Source organism: Lysinibacillus xylanilyticus (assembly GCF_001183605.1).
In the GTDB taxonomy this organism is placed as follows: Bacteria; Bacillota; Bacilli; order Bacillales_A; family Planococcaceae; genus Lysinibacillus; species Lysinibacillus xylanilyticus.
This window is the reverse complement of sequence record NZ_LFXJ01000007.1, coordinates 17,147-34,411: the sequence shown is the minus strand read 5'-3', so window position 1 is coordinate 34,411 and position 17,265 is coordinate 17,147. Positions and strand designations below refer to the sequence as shown.

Genomic DNA, 17,265 nt, shown 5'->3' with positions numbered 1-17,265 from the left:
TCCTACACTATTATTAATTAGTCCTCGTCATCAATAAATTCAGGTTCAATTTTTTCAAGACGTTCTTCCTTCAAAATTGTAAACATTTTTGCGGCATCTTCTTTTTTCACAGTATCACGTAATTCCTCTACACGTGCTGTCACAATTTTTTGTCCAAAACGAATGGCTAGCTCATCGCCAGCTTTAACAGCACTACTAGCTTTTGCGATCTTACCATTGATTGTAATACGGCCTTGGTCTGCCACTTCTTTCGCTAATGTACGACGTTTAATTAAACGCGATACCTTTAAAAATTTATCTAATCGCATATTTTTACTCCTTTTCTAACTGCTTTGCTTCATTCCAGAAAGCATCTAATTGTTCTAATGTATAATCAGAAAACGGTTTTCCACTTTCCTTTACCTTTGCTTCCACATAGCCAAAACGGCTCGCAAACTTCTCATTCGCATGTAACATAGCCTCTTCCGGAGATAGCTTGTAGAAACGTGCTAAATTCACAAGTGTAAACAAGACATCTCCAAATTCATCAAGACGTGACGCACTTGTACCTTTCGTCACCTCATTACGAAATTCCTGCCATTCCTCCGCAAACTTGTCCCATGCTCCATCTACATCAGGCCAATCAAATCCTACCTTCGCAGCTCTTTTTTGATAATTATATGCTGTTTGTAGAGCAGAGGAAGCCCGGTATTCCTCTTTTAATAGTGGCTTATCACTTATACCCTTTTCTTCTGCTTTTATAACTTCCCAATTTGCTACAACACCCTCTGCATCTTCCACCGATACATCTCCAAATACATGTGGGTGTCGACGAATCATTTTTTCACTTATTGAAGCCAATACATCTTCCAATGTAAAGTAACCTTGATCTTCTCCGATTTGTGCATGAAGGAACACTTGTAACAGTACATCCCCAAGCTCCTCGATCATCGCAAAGTCATCCTCTGCATCTACCGCCGCCAAATATTCGTGCGCTTCTTCTAGTAAATATTTTTTCAGTGACTCATGTGTTTGCTTTTGATCCCACGGACAGCCATTCGGACCTCGTAAAACAGCAATAATTTGACGGAAAGTTGTCCAGTCTCGTAAAGCGTCCTCTTGTGATTTCACAGGTGGCACATATACCGTTGTTAAATTGTCCACCTCAACGCTTTGGTCGAGCTCATAAAGTGGTACCGTCACTAACTTCTCCTGCGACGAGCCCGCTGCTGTAACGACTGTAACAGGGTATTCGTCATCGTATTTCTCCATTAAAGTTAGCTTTACTTCTGATGCACTAAATGTATCATATACTTGGGCTATTAAAATATGTTGACGCATGTTAATGTCATGCATAGAAAAGCTAGTGCCATCCAACAATTGAAAACCCTCAATTGGGTCGATTTTTAACGCGCCAAATATTGGATCTAAGAAGCTTTGTCCACCTTCAATAACTAGTTTTACTTTTTCTTCATCCGCAGCGGCAATAAGCAATTGCACAGTCTGCTCCGCGACAAGTGGATGCCCCGGTACAGCGTACATTACATCTTCATTTGCTGTAGCAGCCACAAGCTTTTCTGCAATTTCCTCATACACAGGCTGGAATGAATTATGTTTTTCATAGACTGCGTCAAAGCTTTCAAATTGTAAGCCCTCAGCCGATAATTCTTCTAATACAGGATGGTCCACTGTACGAACATATAATTTTCTAGCCGCTTTGAGTTTTTTATAGACGCCCATTTGCAGCTGATTAAAATCACCCGCACCCAGACCAATAACTGTTAAAGTATTCAATCAATCCACCTACTTCTTTCGATTTAACCATAATTGATAAACTGCCATTTTGCGCCCAAACGGTAGTAAGTACCACTCTTTTTCGACTAGTACTCGTAACTTAGCAATTATTGTGATCATTACAAACGCTCCTAAACACACGGCTGAAAAACCTGCTACCACCGCGACAAATCGAGGTGATAAAAATTGGTTTAACAACGATGGTATAAACTGTAGCCAAACTAACACTACAGCTGCCATACTAAGTGATGCAATCCCAACTTTTTTGTAAAAATTGGCTGGCGCTAATTGAATGGCAGTCAGTCTTTTTAAATAGAAAATAAGCATTAGGGCAGTAAACAAAAGACCTGCATTACTAGCAATAGCTGCACCTAATACACCAAATAAACTAATTGTCAGCACATTCAATATTATTTTTAATAAAAAACCGATACTCAAAAATAGAGCCGGCTTTTTTAATTTTCCATAGCCTTGCAAAATAGCTGTAAATGTTAAAATAATCGACAAAGGCACAATTTGTAATACATATACCATAAGTACTTCCGACAGTGTATCTGTTTTAAAGAGCATTGCATTAATATAAGGCATAACGAGTATTAAACCTAGAGATGCTGCCCACCCAAATAATACAGACGCTTTATACGTTAATTGTATAAATGGTATTGCACTACGCCCTTCCTGTTTTTTGGACATATGCGCGACAAGTGGCACAATAGCAAGCGAAAGCGAAGAAGCAATGACAACTCCGAGCTGTACCAATGGCTGCCCACGGTCATAAACGCCTTTTGTCGCCTTAGCTACCGTTTGATCCATTCCACCATCGATTAATAGTGAATAAATTGTAAAGGAATCAACTAGTTGATAGCCAAGTAACAACAGGCCACTCATGCTTACACTTAAACTTAGCAATGTTACTTCTTTAATAACGGTAAAACTTTCGATACGTTGCTGTTGTTTCTTATCTTTCAATAGACCAAAACGTTTCTTAAAGATTAACGCAAGTAATACAAAGCCCACAATTTCACCGATAACTGTACCTATAATGGCCATTTGTCCAGCACTATAGAGTGATTCTGTCGTCTTCATAATGATAAATGTTCCTGCTAAAATGACAAATACTCTCACAGCTTGTTCTAGGACTTGCGCATAAGCAATTGGCTCCATAATGCCTCTTGATTGGAAGCTGCCCTTTAAAATAGCATGAGCAGGCATGACAAGAACTATAAATGAACCCGTTCGTATTAAAGGCGCAAGCTGGGTATCGCCCATAAGTTGTGCAATTATTTCAGCACCACTAAATAAAACAACAAAAAATAACAACGAAAGCATTGTTAAATAACGAAAAACAATACGCATAATACTGCTTCGCTTCTGATTTCGCTCTAGCGGATCTAAATTACAATCATTATCTGCAAGCATTTTAGAAATAGCTACTGCAAATCCACTAGATGTCCATACGACAAAAATAGATATAATTGGATATACCTGCTGATAAATATAAAACCCTTCATCACCAACAAGATTTTGAAAAGGCACACGATAAATTGCACTAAGAACCTTCACAATAAGAGCAGCAATTGTAAGTAAGGCCGCGCCTTTCATGTAGCTTTTCATGCCAAAACGTTCCGACATAAATTGCCCTCTTTCCTTCTTAACAATGCCAATAGTATAGCATATCCCCAAAGTTTGACGCGCGCGGGTAGCACTATCATTAAACTATGTACGAAAAAAAAGTTATTGTCATCCCTAAAAAGGTCAGCGCAATAACTTTCAAATCTCATCAACTATTCATTTGTTTAGCTAAGAAGTTGGCAGCTGTTTCTACGACTTTTACTTCAACCTCGCCGACAAAATGTACCTTAGACAATACGATAATACAGCCGATCGGATCACCATTTACCGTAATTGGCGCTGCACAATAAGACTTCACTTGCTCATATTGACCAGGAACAATCTCGATAGTTGTTTCCATTTTTTCTATTTTTGTTGAACGCTCTTCCATAAAACCTTCCGCAAAGGATGTAATACGACGATTAATATACTCTTTCTTACCGATTCCTGAGACAGCAATTACTTCATCTCGGTCGGTTACAAATGCTGGAGTACCTAACGTTTCATATAATGTTTCTACATATTCTCTTGCAAATTCTCCCAAATCATTAATTGGAGAATATTTCTTTAAAATGACTTCGCCTTCACGGTCTGTATAAATTTCTAGCGGGTCACCCTCACGAATACGTAGCGTCCTACGGATTTCTTTTGGAATAACCACACGCCCTAAATCATCAATACGACGAACAATCCCTGTTGCCTTCATTCTAAATCCTCGCTTTCGCTACATGAAATTTTTTTCAATTTTAGTATGGTATTTTATGAAGCAATCTATGCAAAAACTGAAGAAAAAGGATTTCACACCCAACAATATTTTCAAAAGGCCTTAAAAACCCCTAAGCGAATACATAAAACATGTAGAATTTTCAACTTCAATCAACTTATATTAGATTAACCACAAAAACAAATTTTTATAAATATTTTATAAAATATTTTTAACAAAAAATAATAATAATTCAACCTTCATCATTTCGTCAATAAGACAAAAGGATGTTTATCATAAAATTACCACCACAACAGGTAATACTTTTAACCTTATTTTCCCTACTATCTAGCTTATGAGTCTCAATTTGCGATATCGATCTCTAAGGAGTCATACAGTCTAAAGTCCAATAATCAAATGAAGATAAAGTGCCACAACATTCACAAAGATTTCCTTGTATTTTTTGTTCTTCAACAAAAAAAGCTGATCATTCTCCTAGAGAATAAGATCAGCTTTTTTCTACTGTTGTTTTTTGGCGTTAGCAATAATATGCATCATTTCTTCTAAAATATCAAAGGGTTGATATTTCCCACACTTTCGTTCATCAATCGTTAATTTCAATTGCATACCATCCATACCAAAACCGACAGCACGTTCAAATTTCATGGATTCTTCCACAATTTTACCACCGTCAACTTGTCCTGTACCTTCTTCAGACAACAATATTGTGATAATTTTTTGCTTTTCTTTTACAGAAAATACGCCTGTACCTAAGCCCCATACCTTCATACGTGCAATTCGCAATAAACGCTCTGTTTCAATTGGAAGATCACCGAAACGATCTTGTAATTCCTCCATGATTTCGCTGTACTCCTCCACTTGATCCATTGCTTTAATACGTTTATACATTTGAATTTTTTGATAGCCATCAGGAATGTATACATCCGGAATATATGCATCAACACTCAATAAAATTTCAATGTCAGGCTTCTCTTCTTTTTTCACACCTGTTTGACGCTCAGCAATCGCTTCTTGCAGCATTTGTGAATACAAGTCAAAACCAACAGAATCAATAAAGCCATGCTGTTGCGCTCCAAGCAGGTTACCCGCACCACGAATAGATAAGTCACGCATAGCGATTTTAAATCCTGAACCTAACTCTGTAAATTCTTTAATCGCCTGTAACCTTTGCTCAGCTACATCTGTAAGAACTTTATCTCGTTGATACATAAAGTAAGCATATGCCACCCTATTAGAACGCCCAACGCGCCCACGCAATTGATAAAGCTGCGCTAAGCCCATTCGATCAGCATCATGAACAATCAATGTGTTAACGTTTGGTATATCCACGCCTGTCTCAATAATGGTTGTCGTTACAAGCACATCATAGTCACCTTCTAAAAAGGCTAATATGACAGATTCTAATTCTGATTCCGTCATTTTGCCATGCGCATGCCCAATACGCGCTTCTGGAACAAGCATTTGAATTTCATCAACCTTACGAGCCATATCTTCTACACGATTGTATAAGTAGAATACTTGCCCACCACGCGCCATTTCTCTCTCAATAGCTTCCCGCACTAATGCACCGCTATGCTCCATTACATATGTTTGCACAGGGAAACGGTTTGCTGGTGGCGTTTCAATTACCGACAAATCACGAACACCTACCATCGACATATGAAGTGTTCTTGGAATCGGAGTTGCCGTTAGCGTTAGTACATCAACATTCGTCTTTAGTTGTTTAATTTTTTCTTTATGCGTTACACCAAAACGCTGCTCCTCATCAACAATCAGCAGTCCAAGGTCTTGGAATATTAAATCTTTAGATAAAATGCGATGCGTTCCAACGACAATATCAACTTGCCCTTCTTTTAAACCCTTTAACGTCGCTGTTTGCTCTTTTTTTGTGCGGAAACGAGACAAGAGACCTACATTAATAGCAAAGTCTTGGAATCTCTCACGAATCGTTCCGTAATGTTGCTGCGCTAAAATCGTTGTCGGCACAAGGAAAGCTACCTGCTTGCCATCTTGAATTGCTTTAAATGCCGCACGAATCGCTACCTCCGTTTTACCATATCCTACGTCTCCACATACAAGACGATCCATCGGACGCTCACGCTCCATATCACGTTTTACTTCGATAATTGAACGTAACTGATCCTCTGTCTCTTCATAAGCGAAAGAATCCTCAAAACTGCGCTGATCGTCATTGTCAATCGCGAATGCATGGCCTTTCTCTGCTTCACGTTTCGCATACAGCTTAATTAAATCATCTGCAATATCTTGTACAGCAGAGGATACCTTTGCTTTAGCTTTTTTCCACTCTGCTCCACCTAGTTTATGTAGCTTCGGTTCTCGGTCTTCAGATGCTACATATTTTTGGATTAAATCTATTTGCTCTACTGGAACATATAACTTATCATCAGCGCGGTATCGAATGTGTAAGTAATCTTTATGTGTACCATTTACCTCTAATGTTTCCAGGCCAATATATTTCCCAATACCGTGATGTACATGTACAACATAGTCACCTGGTTTAATTTCTGTATAGCTTTTAATACGTTCTGCGTTTGTCATTTTTTGAGGACGCGCTTTTTTCTTCGCCTGTTGTTTAAATAGCTCATCCTCTGTGACAATCACCAAGCGTTGTAGTGGTAATTCAAAGCCACTAGATAGTGAGCCATCTACAATATAAATACCCGCTTCTGTCGGATTACCGACTGTCGTATGAATATCATATTCTTCAAGCATTTGCTGTACACGTTTAACACGATCTTTATCTCTCGCAACAATTAGTACTGTAAATTTACCAAATAGCCAGCGTTCAACCTCACTTTGTAATAATGACATTTGGCCATGAAACTGCTGCATTGGCTTGCAAGAAAAGTTCGTCGTCTTATTAAAGGATACACCTGCAAATGTTCGTGAAAATAATGAGAAATATAGTTTTTGCTGAGACAACATTGCTAGAATTTCTTTCAAAGAAAATGCTGGCTTGACATCATGCACCATCTTTCCTTCTTCAATTAATGATAAAAACCATTCATCCTCTTCACGCTCCCAGGCATCCATAACCTCCTGAATACGTCCGAGCTCATCAAACAATACAATGCCATCATGTACAAAATAATCTCCTAAATATGATGTTTTCTCATACAATAACGAACCATATTTATTTACGTAATCTGGCAAATTCCCTTGCTGTAACAACTCAATATCATATTGAATATGCTGATACAGTAATTCCTTCGTCTCCTGCTTTTTGACTTTCTTTAAGCTTGTCGCTAAAGCAGTTTCTAAACGGCCTGCCAATGCTATTCTTTCTGCTTTCGTCAAAATAACTTCTGATGCTGGTAGAATACGAACCTTCTGCAATTTATCAATGGAACGTTGGTCATCCGCAGAAAATGTTCGAATTGAGTCAACTTCCGTATCAAATAATTCTATACGAATCGGCGCCTCTAAATATGGTGGATATATATCTAATATGCCCCCACGTAGCGCAAACTCTCCAGGTGTTGTCACCATCGAATTACGCACGTACCCCATCTCTACTAACGTTTGTAACCATTCATCAATTTGAATATCTTCGCCTACTGCAATTTGTAAAAAATACTGTAGCCAATGCTCTTTAGGCTGCATCATTTTGCGTAAGCCCGCAACTGGTATCACATAAACAGCTTTTTCACCTCTAGCTAGGCAATCAAGTGTAGCGATACGCTCAGCACGTAACTCTGGAGAGGCAACAGCCAAATCGGCAGCAATAAACTCATCGGCAGGATAATAATGGACATGCTCCTCACCTAAAAGTCCCGCCAGCTCGTCAACCATTTTTTGTGCCTGCAATAGATTAGGAGATACAATATAAATAGGTTTTTTTACATATTCAAATAACGCATCGACCATTACCGGGCGCGCGCTTCCTGTTAATCCTGTTATAAGCTGTGTAGCAGATTGACCGCTCTGAATCTCCTGTAAAAATGATGTGATATGTTTGTCCTGCATCACAAGCTGTCGTAAAACTTCCAATGTCAAAAGCTCCTTTCAGCGCATAATTCTATTCGCCATTACTAGTAATCTAGTACTATAATATGCATCTTTATTGTATATTTATCAATGGAAAAAGCTTTGAACGCACGTGATGTACGCCAAAGCATCCTTCCAATTATTGAATCCATTTATTGAGTGCGTGATAATCTGGATATTGTTTCAGCGAATCCTCACATTGCTCACAAATGCAGTGCACCGTTGTGTGACCATGCTGATCTTTTTCAACATAATCATCCGCTTCACCCAATTCGAAAATATGAAGTTTTCGAATTGTATCATCTGCATCAAATGGTAGCGTTCCTATTTCTACTTCACAATGCCGACATCGATAGCGAACTGACATCTCCAAATCATCCTCCTTTAAGCAACTTACTACTTAAAGTATAGACATTTCTAAAACAGATTATGCACTTCCAATTTTGCCTTAGCGCCATTTAGAATAGAGAATAGTTTTTGCATTGTGTTTAAGACTATACTATATATTTAATTAGCTGTAGTCGCAGGAAAAACCATTTTAATCGTCATCCTAGATTACTTTAATATCCATACTACACTTTAACTTATTGTTACCCGTTAAAGTGATTCATCACATCAAGAAATGGCTTTGAAAGAGATCCTTCTACAGCATTTACACACTTTTCAATAGCTTCGCCAACAATAACTTGATCTTCTTTTGTAAATTTTGACAACACGTAATCCGCTACCTTCATCCCAGCTGGCGGGCGATTAACCCCAACACGTATGCGATCAAATTCTTGTGTGCCTAAATGCTGAATTAATGATTTAATACCATTATGTCCACCCGCACTTCCTTTTTGGCGAAGGCGTAATTTCCCTGTTTCTAAATCTAAATCGTCATAAATAACGATTAAATCTTCCACATCAATATCAAAATAGTTCATAAGGGGCCCAACACATTCCCCCGATAAATTCATATATGTTAAAGGTTTAACAAGTAGAACCTTTCCTTCAGGACGATGTACCGTTGCATACATACCATTAAACTTCGAATTAGTTAAAGGCGTACCCCATTTTTCAGCTAAAGCATCGATAACATCGAAGCCAATATTATGTCTTGTATGCTCATAAGGCTTACCCGGATTTCCTAAACCAACGATAATTTTCATAAGTACCCCTCTTCTTTCAAATCTAATAGTCATTATTTTACCATATCATGCACTAAGAAAGCAGTTTGTACAGTTTTTGAAAGTAAACAGTTCAATAATAGCTTGATATTATTAGAAATCCTCACTTTAACCATACATATCGGTAAAATAACACATGTCGTAATTAAAGAAGCAAAAGCTAATATACGAATAATGTCGCCATAAATTCAATTATGTAAGATACAAAAGGCTACTAAAGAAGTTTTTAGCCTTCCTTAGTAGCCTTTCCTTAACATATCTATTTACTCTTACTCCTGTGCAATGTCTGCTGTTTCTTCATCAACTACAGCCGGAGCCATAATCGTTATCAATGTATGATCATTTTCACTGATAATATCAAATTCAATCTTATCTCGAATATCTGCTACCGTAATTGTTTCACCAATTTTAAGCTCAGTAATATCAACTTCAATAGCTTCTGGTATATCTGCTGGCTTTACTTTAATTTTTACGTCTAAGTTAGGTTGCATTAATATGCCACCCACACTAATACCAACTGACTCTCCAACAAGTTTAATAGGCACCTCAGACTCTATCACTTCGGACGTATTAATTGCTAAAAAGTCGATATGATTTACTTCATCTTTCATAGAGCATTGTTGGATTTCTGACACAACAACATTCACTTTTTTCCCATCTAACTCCATGGAAAACACACCGTTTTGCCCATTCTTTTGAACGGACTTTCTGAATTCCTTCTCTGAAATAGAAATTGGGGTTGAATCTAAATTATAGCCGTAAATAACTGCAGGAATGGCTCCCCCTTTTCTAAGTTGGGTTAATGTCGAACGATGCCCAGCTTCGCGCTTTTTAACACTTAATACTGTACTCATACTATACTTCCCCTTCCAAGAAAAATTTATTTACGCCTTATTATAAATGTCACTGCTTCACTGCTTTCGATAAAATCAATGACATTTGTTAAGGCTATAATAATATTTACCTAGCTCATCACCATAACGTGGGGTTGATTTCCGTACCGACTGGGCGCTTTGTAGCTGTCGCTTCGCTTTCGCACAGTTAAAACATTGTAGCTGTCGCTACAGAAAATATTTGTTGCTGTCGCTTCGCTTTCGCACAGAGCAAAGATTCCTGGGGACGTCCGATAAGCTGCTTGGGGCAACAGATGTCTTTTGCGCGAAAGCGTAGTGCTAACGCACGATGTAGGTCGTGAAGGCGTTATCAGATGCTCTTAGCCTTCGTTCCTCTATCGCTGATCCCCAAGGAGTAGCCCAGCCTTCACTCCAATCAACTTATTCATAACTTACGTTTTAACAAAATATATCCCAACTTTAGGCGGTAAACTATTTTTTATAAAGTAGTGTAAATATTATTAAGTCACAATTACCATATACCCTTTTATAAGAAAATTCAAACAAAATAGACATGAAAAAAAGGACAAATCTACTTACAAGCGTAGATTCGTCCTTAATAAGACATATATTGGGATTTATTTATTTATATTAATCAAATAGAGTACTTACAGATTTATTTTCATAGACACGAGAGATTGCATCTGCCATTAATTTAGCTACTGAAAGCTCTGTAATTTTTGGAGATTTTTTCTCTTCAGGAAGCTGGATTGTATTTGTTACAACTAATTCTTTAATTGAAGAGTTTTCGATACGCTCGATTGCTGGACCTGATAATACTGGGTGAGAACAGCAAGCATAAACTTCTTTCGCACCAGCAGCACGTAATGCATCCGCGCCGATTGTAATCGTTCCTGCAGTGTCAATAATATCATCAATCAAGATTGCCACTTTACCATCAACATTACCAACAATGTTCATTACCTCTGCAACGTTTGGTTTTGGACGGCGTTTGTCAATAATTGCAATAGGTGCTTTTAAACGTTCTGCCATTTTACGAGCACGTGTTACACCACCATGGTCTGGAGAAACAACAACGATTTCTTCTTCTGGGATACCTTTTGATTTGAAGTAATCAGATAATAAAGGTACTGCCATCAAATGGTCAATTAAAATATCGAAGAAGCCTTGGATTTGTGGTGCATGTAAATCTAAAACGATAACACGTGTTGCACCAGCAGTTTCAAGTAAGTTTGCTACTAATTTAGCTGTAATTGGCTCGCGTGCTTTTGCTTTGCGGTCTTGACGAGCATAACCATAGTAAGGCATTACAACGTTTACTGTACGAGCAGATGCGCGTTTTACAGCATCTACCATAATTAAAAGCTCCATTAAATGTTCGTTTACAGGTGCAGAAGTAGACTGCACGATAAACACATCACAACCACGAATACTTTCTTCAATGCTAATTTGAACCTCTCCATCGCTGAAGTGCTTAACAGAAGATTTACCTAATTCAACACCCATTTCTTGCGCAATTTCTTGAGCAAGTGGATTATTTGAATTAAGCGAAAATATTTTTAATTGTGAGTTTGCATAATGATACGGCATGATGGCCTCCTGTTTAGTTGATAATTATTTTGAATTTAATTTGCTTACATAATTCGGTTTGTTTTCTTGTCTTGCACGAGCAATAGCAAGTGCATCCTCAGGAACTTCTTTTGTAATTGTAGATCCTGCTGCAATAAATGAACCTTTTCCAACTTTCACTGGCGCTACTAAGTTAGTGTTACATCCTACAAATACATCATCTTCAATAATTGTTTGGAACTTGTTTTTCCCATCATAGTTTACTGTAATGGAACCACAGCCAATATTGACATTACTCCCGATTTCAGCATCACCTATATAGCTTAGGTGTGATACTTTCGTGTCATTACCCAGTTTACTTTTCTTCACTTCTACAAAGTTACCAATCTTCACATGGCTACCAATGTCAGAAAGTGGTCGAATATGTGCAAACGGTCCAATAGCTGTTTCTTCTGCTACAACGCTTTCACGCACAACAGAAGAATGCACAGTTGTTCGATCACCGATGCGGCTATCTACGATTTGTGTGTTAGGCCCGATTATACAATCTTCTCCAATTACAGTTGTACCTTCAATCATAGAGCCTGGTTGGATGACAGTATCTCGACCAATCATTGCGTCAACGCTAATATATGTTGCTTCTGGGTTAATAATTGTGACACCGTTACGCATATGCTTTTCATTAATTCTTGTACGCATTAGCGTCTCTGCTTGAGACAGAGCAACACGATCATTGACACCCAGTGTTTCTTCAAAATCTCGCGTTACATATGCTTCAACGACATCGCCTTGTTTTTGTAAAATTTCAATCACATCAGGTAAATAATACTCACCCTGTGCATTGTCATTTTTCACAAGCTTCAATGTCTCAAATAACGCTTTATTATCGAAGCAATATGTGCCCGTATTAATCTCTTTAACTAATTGCTGCTCTGCTGAAGCATCCTTTTGCTCAACAATTTGCTCCACTTGTCCATTGTCGCCACGTAAAATACGACCATAGCCTGTTGGATTTTCAGCAATAGCTGTTAAAATAGTTGCTTTAGCATTCTTTGCTTGATGATGCTCGAACAAAGCTTGCATTGTTTCAGGGCGAATAAGTGGTGTATCGCCACAAACAACTAATGTTGTCCCTTCTTCGCTACCTAAAATTGCCTCAGCCTGTTGTACAGCATGAGCTGTCCCTAACTGTTCAGCCTGTAAAACGTACTCGCTTTTATCGCCAAGCTGTTGTTTCACCTTTTCTGCACCATGTCCTACAACCGTTACAATGCGATTCACATCTAACGTTTGAATGTGATCCACCACATGTTGCACCATTGGCTTCCCACATACTGGATGGAGCACTTTATATAATTTGGACTTCATACGTGTACCTTGACCTGCAGCCAAAATGACAGCAAAAATGTTGCTCATCTGTAAGTCCTCCAATACGCTCATTTTCTCTTATGACTATATAGCAAAACCCATCTATTTTCAAGGCATGTTGACTTGACAAAAAGATGAATTCCCAAATCAAATGCACCTTATGCTCGAATGTTAATATGTATGTCCTAAAATTGCTCATTTTCTCTTATTCTCAAAATAAAAAGAACTCTTCAAATTAAGAAGAGCTCTTTTTATTTACTTTCACCATAAGTATTAATTCGATAGTTAAATCGACATTTATTCCCTATTAACTATACGCCAATACTTTCTAATTCTTCTGTTTTTTCCGTAGCTTCTACTTCACTTGAATTATGGTACTCGTTTAAAATTATCTCCTGAATTTTATTACGAGTAGTAGAATTGATAGGATGCGCAATATCTCTAAATTCACCGTCTGGCGTTCGTTTACTTGGCATAGCAACGAACAAACCTGTATTGCCATCAATCACACGAATATCGTGAACTACGAACTCATTGTCGAGTGTAATGGAAGCAATCGCACGCATGCGACCCTCCGTCTGTACACGACGTAACCTCACATCAGTAACTTCCATTTTCTCACCACCTCTCTTCTTAGATGCCTAAATGAAAAAATAATATTCTTTATTACCGAATATTTTCCTTTTTATAGTCTATCAAATTTTCTAAAAAATTTGAATACTTATTAGTATAATTTTTCCTTTAATTTACTTAAATTTTGACAATTGTTTGTCAGTTGCCCTATACGATGTTGCCCACATTGGTATGACTTTGAACATAATTTTGGGTTAATGATTCCAACGGTTTATATTTGCCGCTGTCGCTTTGCTTTTGCGCAGAAAACATTTGCCGCTGCCGCTTCGCTTCCTTTCGCGCAAAAAGCATAGCTGATTGAAAATAAAAAAAGCCCACTAAAAGAACTAATCATTCTCTTCTAGTGAGCTAAAAAATTTCTATTTAACGATGGCAATAACTTCAATTTCTACGCTTACATCTTTCGGTAGTCGTGCAACCTCTACTGCTGAACGAGCCGGTTTATGATCGCCAAAGTGGCTAGCATATACTTCATTCATTGCAACAAAGTCGTTCATATCCTTCATAAAAACGGTTGTTTTAATAACATTGTCCAAAGATGATCCAGCAGCTGCTAAAACTGCTTTTAAATTTGCAAATACTTGATTTGTTTGAACAGTAATATCGCCTTCCACTAATTCGCCTGTTGCTGTTAGTGGGATTTGGCCTGAGCTATAAAACATGCCATTAACAATAATCCCTTGTGAATATGGTCCAATTGCTGCTGGTGCATTTGTTGTTGCTACTACTTTCATTTGTCATTTCCCCTTTTAGAAAAATAGTTACCTTCACTTAATGCAATTGTACGGTCTTTTTCATTGACCTCATGAAGCTTTACTAGTGAATAATAATCGTCTACCAAAGTTTCGTCTGCATGCTCAGCCTCTACTAGCACTGTAATACCAGCTAGCTGACAGTCGAACTCCTCTAATAGATTTTTCATGCCATTCATTGTACCACCGACCTTCATAAAGTCGTCAGTAATTAGCACTCGTTGTCCACTCTTCATGCTTCTTTTTGATAATACCATTGTCTGAATTCTTCTGGAAGAACCAGATACATAGTTGATGCTGACTGTAGATCCTTCAGTTACCTTACTATCTCTTCTGACAACAACAACTGGTACATTTAAATGTCTTGCAATCGCGTGGGCAATAGAAATTCCCTTTGTTGCGACAGTCATTATGACGTCAATTTGTTGATCAGCAAATGCGGATGCAAATACCTTTCCAACTCGATTAATTAAATCTGGATTGCCGAGTAAGTCCGTCATAAATAAATAACCGCCTGGTAACAAACGATCTGAATGCTCAAGCTCCGCCTTTAAATCATGAATAACTAAACGGACCTCAGCCTCGGACATTTTAGGAATATACTTAACTCCTCCTGCAGCGCCCGGTACTGTCATCAATAACCCGATTCCTTTTTCTTCGAAAGTTTCTTTTACAATCGTCAAATCTTCACTAATGGAAGACTTTGCAGATTGATATAGTTCAGAAAAATAAGTTAGCGGGATCAGCTGATGTGGATGTTCTAGTAAATAGTACGTCATATCAACTAGTCGTTCACTACGCTTCCATTTCATGCGACCCTCTCCTAAACACGAATATTTATAGGTAAAATTAACATAAATTTGCGGTTTTAAGCAAGCGTATTTCGCTCGCCTAAAATCCGAACGGCATATACTTCTTCGCAAAAACCACGTAAACCATTATAAATGCGGCTTACTCGAGCTTCACTATCTACTAATCCAAACACCGTCGGACCGCTTCCACTCATTAATGTTGCATCTGCTCCAAAGCGTTTCATCTGTTCCTTTAACATTACTACTTCTGGATGTAGCGTAAATGTTACAGTTTCCAAAACATTCCCTAATGATTTACATAGTAACTCATAATCTTCCGTCTCAATAGCATGCATCATTTGCTTCGTATTTGGATGCTCTAACCCATCAACCTTTAATCCTCCATACACTTCTGCAGTAGAGACACCTATTTTAGGTTTAGCTAAGACTACCCAACAGTTTGGCGGTGCAGGCAATTCCTGAATTTTTTCTCCACGCCCCGTTGCTAATGCTGTGCCACCATAGACACAAAATGAAACATCTGAACCAATTTTCGCACCTAATTCAGCTAACTCATCTATAGATAACCCTAAATTCCACAGCTCATTTAAACCCTTCAGTGTAGCAGCCGCATCGCTACTACCACCTGCTAATCCTGCTGCGATGGGTATTTCTTTTTCTATAGTAATGGATACACCTTGTCCAATGCCGTATGTATCTTTAACTAGACGCGCTGCCTGATAAGCAAAATTACGGTGATCATTTGGCACGAAATTATCAGTCGAAAATATTTCAATTACTCCATCTTCTCGAGATTCCAGACAAATACGATCAGCTAAATCCACAGTTGTCATGACCATCTCTACTTCATGATAATTATCCGGTCTTTTATAAAGTACATCTAATGTTAAATTTATTTTTGCAGGCGCCTTTACATAAAGCATCTTTCTTCCTCCTTATAGCTACACTTATCAATTACGCATTTAGCGTAATCGGCTGACGCTTCGCCTTCGCATAGATTATTCAGTTCGATATTTTAATACACACTGAATAGAAATTACACGCTCTCACCTTTAGATGTAGGAGTCTTCTGTAACTGTTACAAAACGTCAGTAGCTGGCGTTCACTTCGCTATATAAAACATTTTCTGAGTGAAGATAAACCTGTCATTCATCTTTCACAAGATTATTCATTTTATTTTACCATAATGGGAAAGCGAAAATGGAAAAAAAGAACCGTATACCCCTATTTGGTGTAACGGTTCTTTCTCGTCAGTTGTGTTGTTGTGTTTACAGGAAGTTTTCATTCCTGCAAAATAAAAAGATTCAAAATAATAAGTAGTCTATTTTCACAAAGAGGCTACTTATTATGCTCTTGCTCACTATTTGCTCTTTCAGCCATTTCGATGGCACGTTTGACCATATTACCGGCGTCTCGAGCTTTAATGCCGCCCCAGCCTTCTCGTTGCACAACATCATAAAATCCAAGTTCTTTAGCGATCTCTTCTTTTAAACGAGGTGACATGATACCTTTTCTAGGCATATAAACTCCTCCTTAACAACTGACGATTTTAGTATGTCCCAGAAAACGAAAAACACTCATGTAGTTTTTTTCATACATGAGTGTTTCAAAATATAGAAATAAGTACTAGAAACTATTTTGCGATAGCAGCTTTTGCTTCGTCTAAAAATGTAATCTCTACTGCTTCAGTTAAAATATCTGTGTAACTATACGATACGCGCTTGCACGTATTGTCTTCTTGATCAAGCTCAACTACAAAGATAGCGCGATATGTCTCACGCAATACCCCTGCACACTCGACCGTTTTCTTGCGACCTCCGTTTGCTCTTAACTGCAAACGTTTACCCAAATGACAATCCAACGACTTTTTAATGTCCGCTAAAGTTTTTGGCATTTTCGCTTACACCTCACTACTAAATAGTATAAGCGATTCGCCCAAAAAAGTCAACAAAATATAATATTTTATCAGCCTCTAATAAATATTGTCAACTT

General features: G+C 38.0%; 16 protein-coding genes. All 16 read right to left on the bottom strand.

All coding sequences use genetic code 11. The features are described 5' to 3' along the window. Positions 1-17: 17 nt before the first annotated feature. On the bottom strand, positions 18-308 hold the full coding sequence (locus ACZ11_RS15020; protein ID WP_049667371.1) for an RNA-binding S4 domain-containing protein: 291 nt from the start codon (positions 306-308) through the stop codon (positions 18-20). A 4-nt stretch (positions 309-312) separates the two neighbouring features. Beyond that, positions 313-1,773 carry a bifunctional methyltransferase/pyrophosphohydrolase YabN gene (yabN, locus tag ACZ11_RS15015; protein ID WP_049667370.1) on the bottom strand — a complete coding sequence of 487 codons (1,461 nt, stop codon included), beginning with the start codon at positions 1,771-1,773 and terminating at the stop codon, positions 313-315. Positions 1,774-1,782: 9 nt separating this feature from the next. Further along, a complete protein-coding gene (locus ACZ11_RS15010) occupies positions 1,783-3,405 on the bottom strand; it encodes a putative polysaccharide biosynthesis protein (protein ID WP_049667369.1) in 1,623 nt (540 codons plus the stop codon). Between the two features lie 148 nt (positions 3,406-3,553). After that, complete coding sequence (gene spoVT, locus ACZ11_RS15005; RefSeq protein ID WP_049667368.1) at positions 3,554-4,090, bottom strand: stage V sporulation protein T; 537 nt, start codon at positions 4,088-4,090, stop codon at positions 3,554-3,556. 516 nt (positions 4,091-4,606) lie between these two features. Further along, on the bottom strand, positions 4,607-8,119 hold the full coding sequence (mfd, locus tag ACZ11_RS15000; protein WP_049667367.1) for a transcription-repair coupling factor: 3,513 nt from the start codon (positions 8,117-8,119) through the stop codon (positions 4,607-4,609). A 136-nt stretch (positions 8,120-8,255) separates the two neighbouring features. Then, positions 8,256-8,483 carry an anti-sigma-F factor Fin gene (locus ACZ11_RS14995; protein ID WP_049667366.1) on the bottom strand — a complete coding sequence of 76 codons (228 nt, stop codon included), beginning with the start codon at positions 8,481-8,483 and terminating at the stop codon, positions 8,256-8,258. A 223-nt stretch (positions 8,484-8,706) separates the two neighbouring features. Further along, the gene (gene pth, locus ACZ11_RS14990) at positions 8,707-9,267 is read right to left on the bottom strand and encodes an aminoacyl-tRNA hydrolase (RefSeq protein WP_049667365.1); all 561 of its coding nucleotides are present in this window, start codon (positions 9,265-9,267) and stop codon (positions 8,707-8,709) included. Positions 9,268-9,554: 287 nt separating this feature from the next. Beyond that, positions 9,555-10,139, bottom strand: a complete 585-nt coding sequence (locus tag ACZ11_RS14985) for a 50S ribosomal protein L25/general stress protein Ctc (RefSeq protein ID WP_049667364.1) — start codon at positions 10,137-10,139, stop codon at positions 9,555-9,557. Positions 10,140-10,769: 630 nt separating this feature from the next. Beyond that, the gene (locus ACZ11_RS14980) at positions 10,770-11,729 is read right to left on the bottom strand and encodes a ribose-phosphate diphosphokinase (protein ID WP_049667363.1); all 960 of its coding nucleotides are present in this window, start codon (positions 11,727-11,729) and stop codon (positions 10,770-10,772) included. 24 nt (positions 11,730-11,753) lie between these two features. After that, positions 11,754-13,124: a bifunctional UDP-N-acetylglucosamine diphosphorylase/glucosamine-1-phosphate N-acetyltransferase GlmU gene (gene glmU, locus ACZ11_RS14975; protein WP_049667362.1), complete on the bottom strand. Its 1,371-nt coding sequence runs from the start codon at positions 13,122-13,124 to the stop codon at positions 11,754-11,756. 263 nt (positions 13,125-13,387) lie between these two features. Next, positions 13,388-13,690 carry a septation regulator SpoVG gene (spoVG, locus tag ACZ11_RS14970; RefSeq protein ID WP_049667361.1) on the bottom strand — a complete coding sequence of 101 codons (303 nt, stop codon included), beginning with the start codon at positions 13,688-13,690 and terminating at the stop codon, positions 13,388-13,390. 378 nt (positions 13,691-14,068) lie between these two features. Continuing rightward, positions 14,069-14,443, bottom strand: a complete 375-nt coding sequence (locus ACZ11_RS14965; protein ID WP_049667360.1) for a RidA family protein — start codon at positions 14,441-14,443, stop codon at positions 14,069-14,071. After that, positions 14,440-15,273, bottom strand: a complete 834-nt coding sequence (purR, locus tag ACZ11_RS14960; protein ID WP_049667359.1) for a pur operon repressor — start codon at positions 15,271-15,273, stop codon at positions 14,440-14,442. Before purR ends, ACZ11_RS14965 begins: the two co-directional genes overlap by 4 nt. Before the next feature lie 56 nt (positions 15,274-15,329). Continuing rightward, complete coding sequence (ispE, locus tag ACZ11_RS14955; RefSeq protein ID WP_049667358.1) at positions 15,330-16,196, bottom strand: 4-(cytidine 5'-diphospho)-2-C-methyl-D-erythritol kinase; 867 nt, start codon at positions 16,194-16,196, stop codon at positions 15,330-15,332. 415 nt (positions 16,197-16,611) lie between these two features. Then, positions 16,612-16,794: a small, acid-soluble spore protein, alpha/beta type gene (locus ACZ11_RS14950; protein ID WP_049667357.1), complete on the bottom strand. Its 183-nt coding sequence runs from the start codon at positions 16,792-16,794 to the stop codon at positions 16,612-16,614. 112 nt (positions 16,795-16,906) lie between these two features. Further along, entirely contained in the window at positions 16,907-17,167 is a 261-nt protein-coding gene (gene veg, locus ACZ11_RS14945; RefSeq protein WP_049667356.1) for a biofilm formation stimulator Veg, read from the bottom strand. Between the last annotated feature and the right edge of the window lie 98 nt (positions 17,168-17,265).

What these genes read in the sequence shown, in the direction of transcription:
- veg (WP_049667356.1), bottom strand. Translation starts at nt 17,167, where the DNA reads ATGCCAAAAACTTTAGCGGACATTAAAAAGTCGTTGGATTGTCATTTG.
- ACZ11_RS14985 (WP_049667364.1), bottom strand. Translation starts at nt 10,139, where the DNA reads ATGAGTACAGTATTAAGTGTTAAAAAGCGCGAAGCTGGGCATCGTTCG.
- ACZ11_RS15020 (WP_049667371.1), bottom strand. Translation starts at nt 308, where the DNA reads ATGCGATTAGATAAATTTTTAAAGGTATCGCGTTTAATTAAACGTCGT.
- purR (WP_049667359.1), bottom strand. Translation starts at nt 15,273, where the DNA reads ATGAAATGGAAGCGTAGTGAACGACTAGTTGATATGACGTACTATTTA.
- ACZ11_RS14995 (WP_049667366.1), bottom strand. Translation starts at nt 8,483, where the DNA reads ATGTCAGTTCGCTATCGATGTCGGCATTGTGAAGTAGAAATAGGAACG.
- ACZ11_RS14950 (WP_049667357.1), bottom strand. Translation starts at nt 16,794, where the DNA reads ATGCCTAGAAAAGGTATCATGTCACCTCGTTTAAAAGAAGAGATCGCT.
- ACZ11_RS15010 (WP_049667369.1), bottom strand. Translation starts at nt 3,405, where the DNA reads ATGTCGGAACGTTTTGGCATGAAAAGCTACATGAAAGGCGCGGCCTTA.
- spoVT (WP_049667368.1), bottom strand. Translation starts at nt 4,090, where the DNA reads ATGAAGGCAACAGGGATTGTTCGTCGTATTGATGATTTAGGGCGTGTG.
- ACZ11_RS14980 (WP_049667363.1), bottom strand. Translation starts at nt 11,729, where the DNA reads ATGCCGTATCATTATGCAAACTCACAATTAAAAATATTTTCGCTTAAT.
- spoVG (WP_049667361.1), bottom strand. Translation starts at nt 13,690, where the DNA reads ATGGAAGTTACTGATGTGAGGTTACGTCGTGTACAGACGGAGGGTCGC.
- ispE (WP_049667358.1), bottom strand. Translation starts at nt 16,196, where the DNA reads ATGCTTTATGTAAAGGCGCCTGCAAAAATAAATTTAACATTAGATGTA.
- ACZ11_RS14965 (WP_049667360.1), bottom strand. Translation starts at nt 14,443, where the DNA reads ATGAAAGTAGTAGCAACAACAAATGCACCAGCAGCAATTGGACCATAT.
- pth (WP_049667365.1), bottom strand. Translation starts at nt 9,267, where the DNA reads ATGAAAATTATCGTTGGTTTAGGAAATCCGGGTAAGCCTTATGAGCAT.
- glmU (WP_049667362.1), bottom strand. Translation starts at nt 13,124, where the DNA reads ATGAGCAACATTTTTGCTGTCATTTTGGCTGCAGGTCAAGGTACACGT.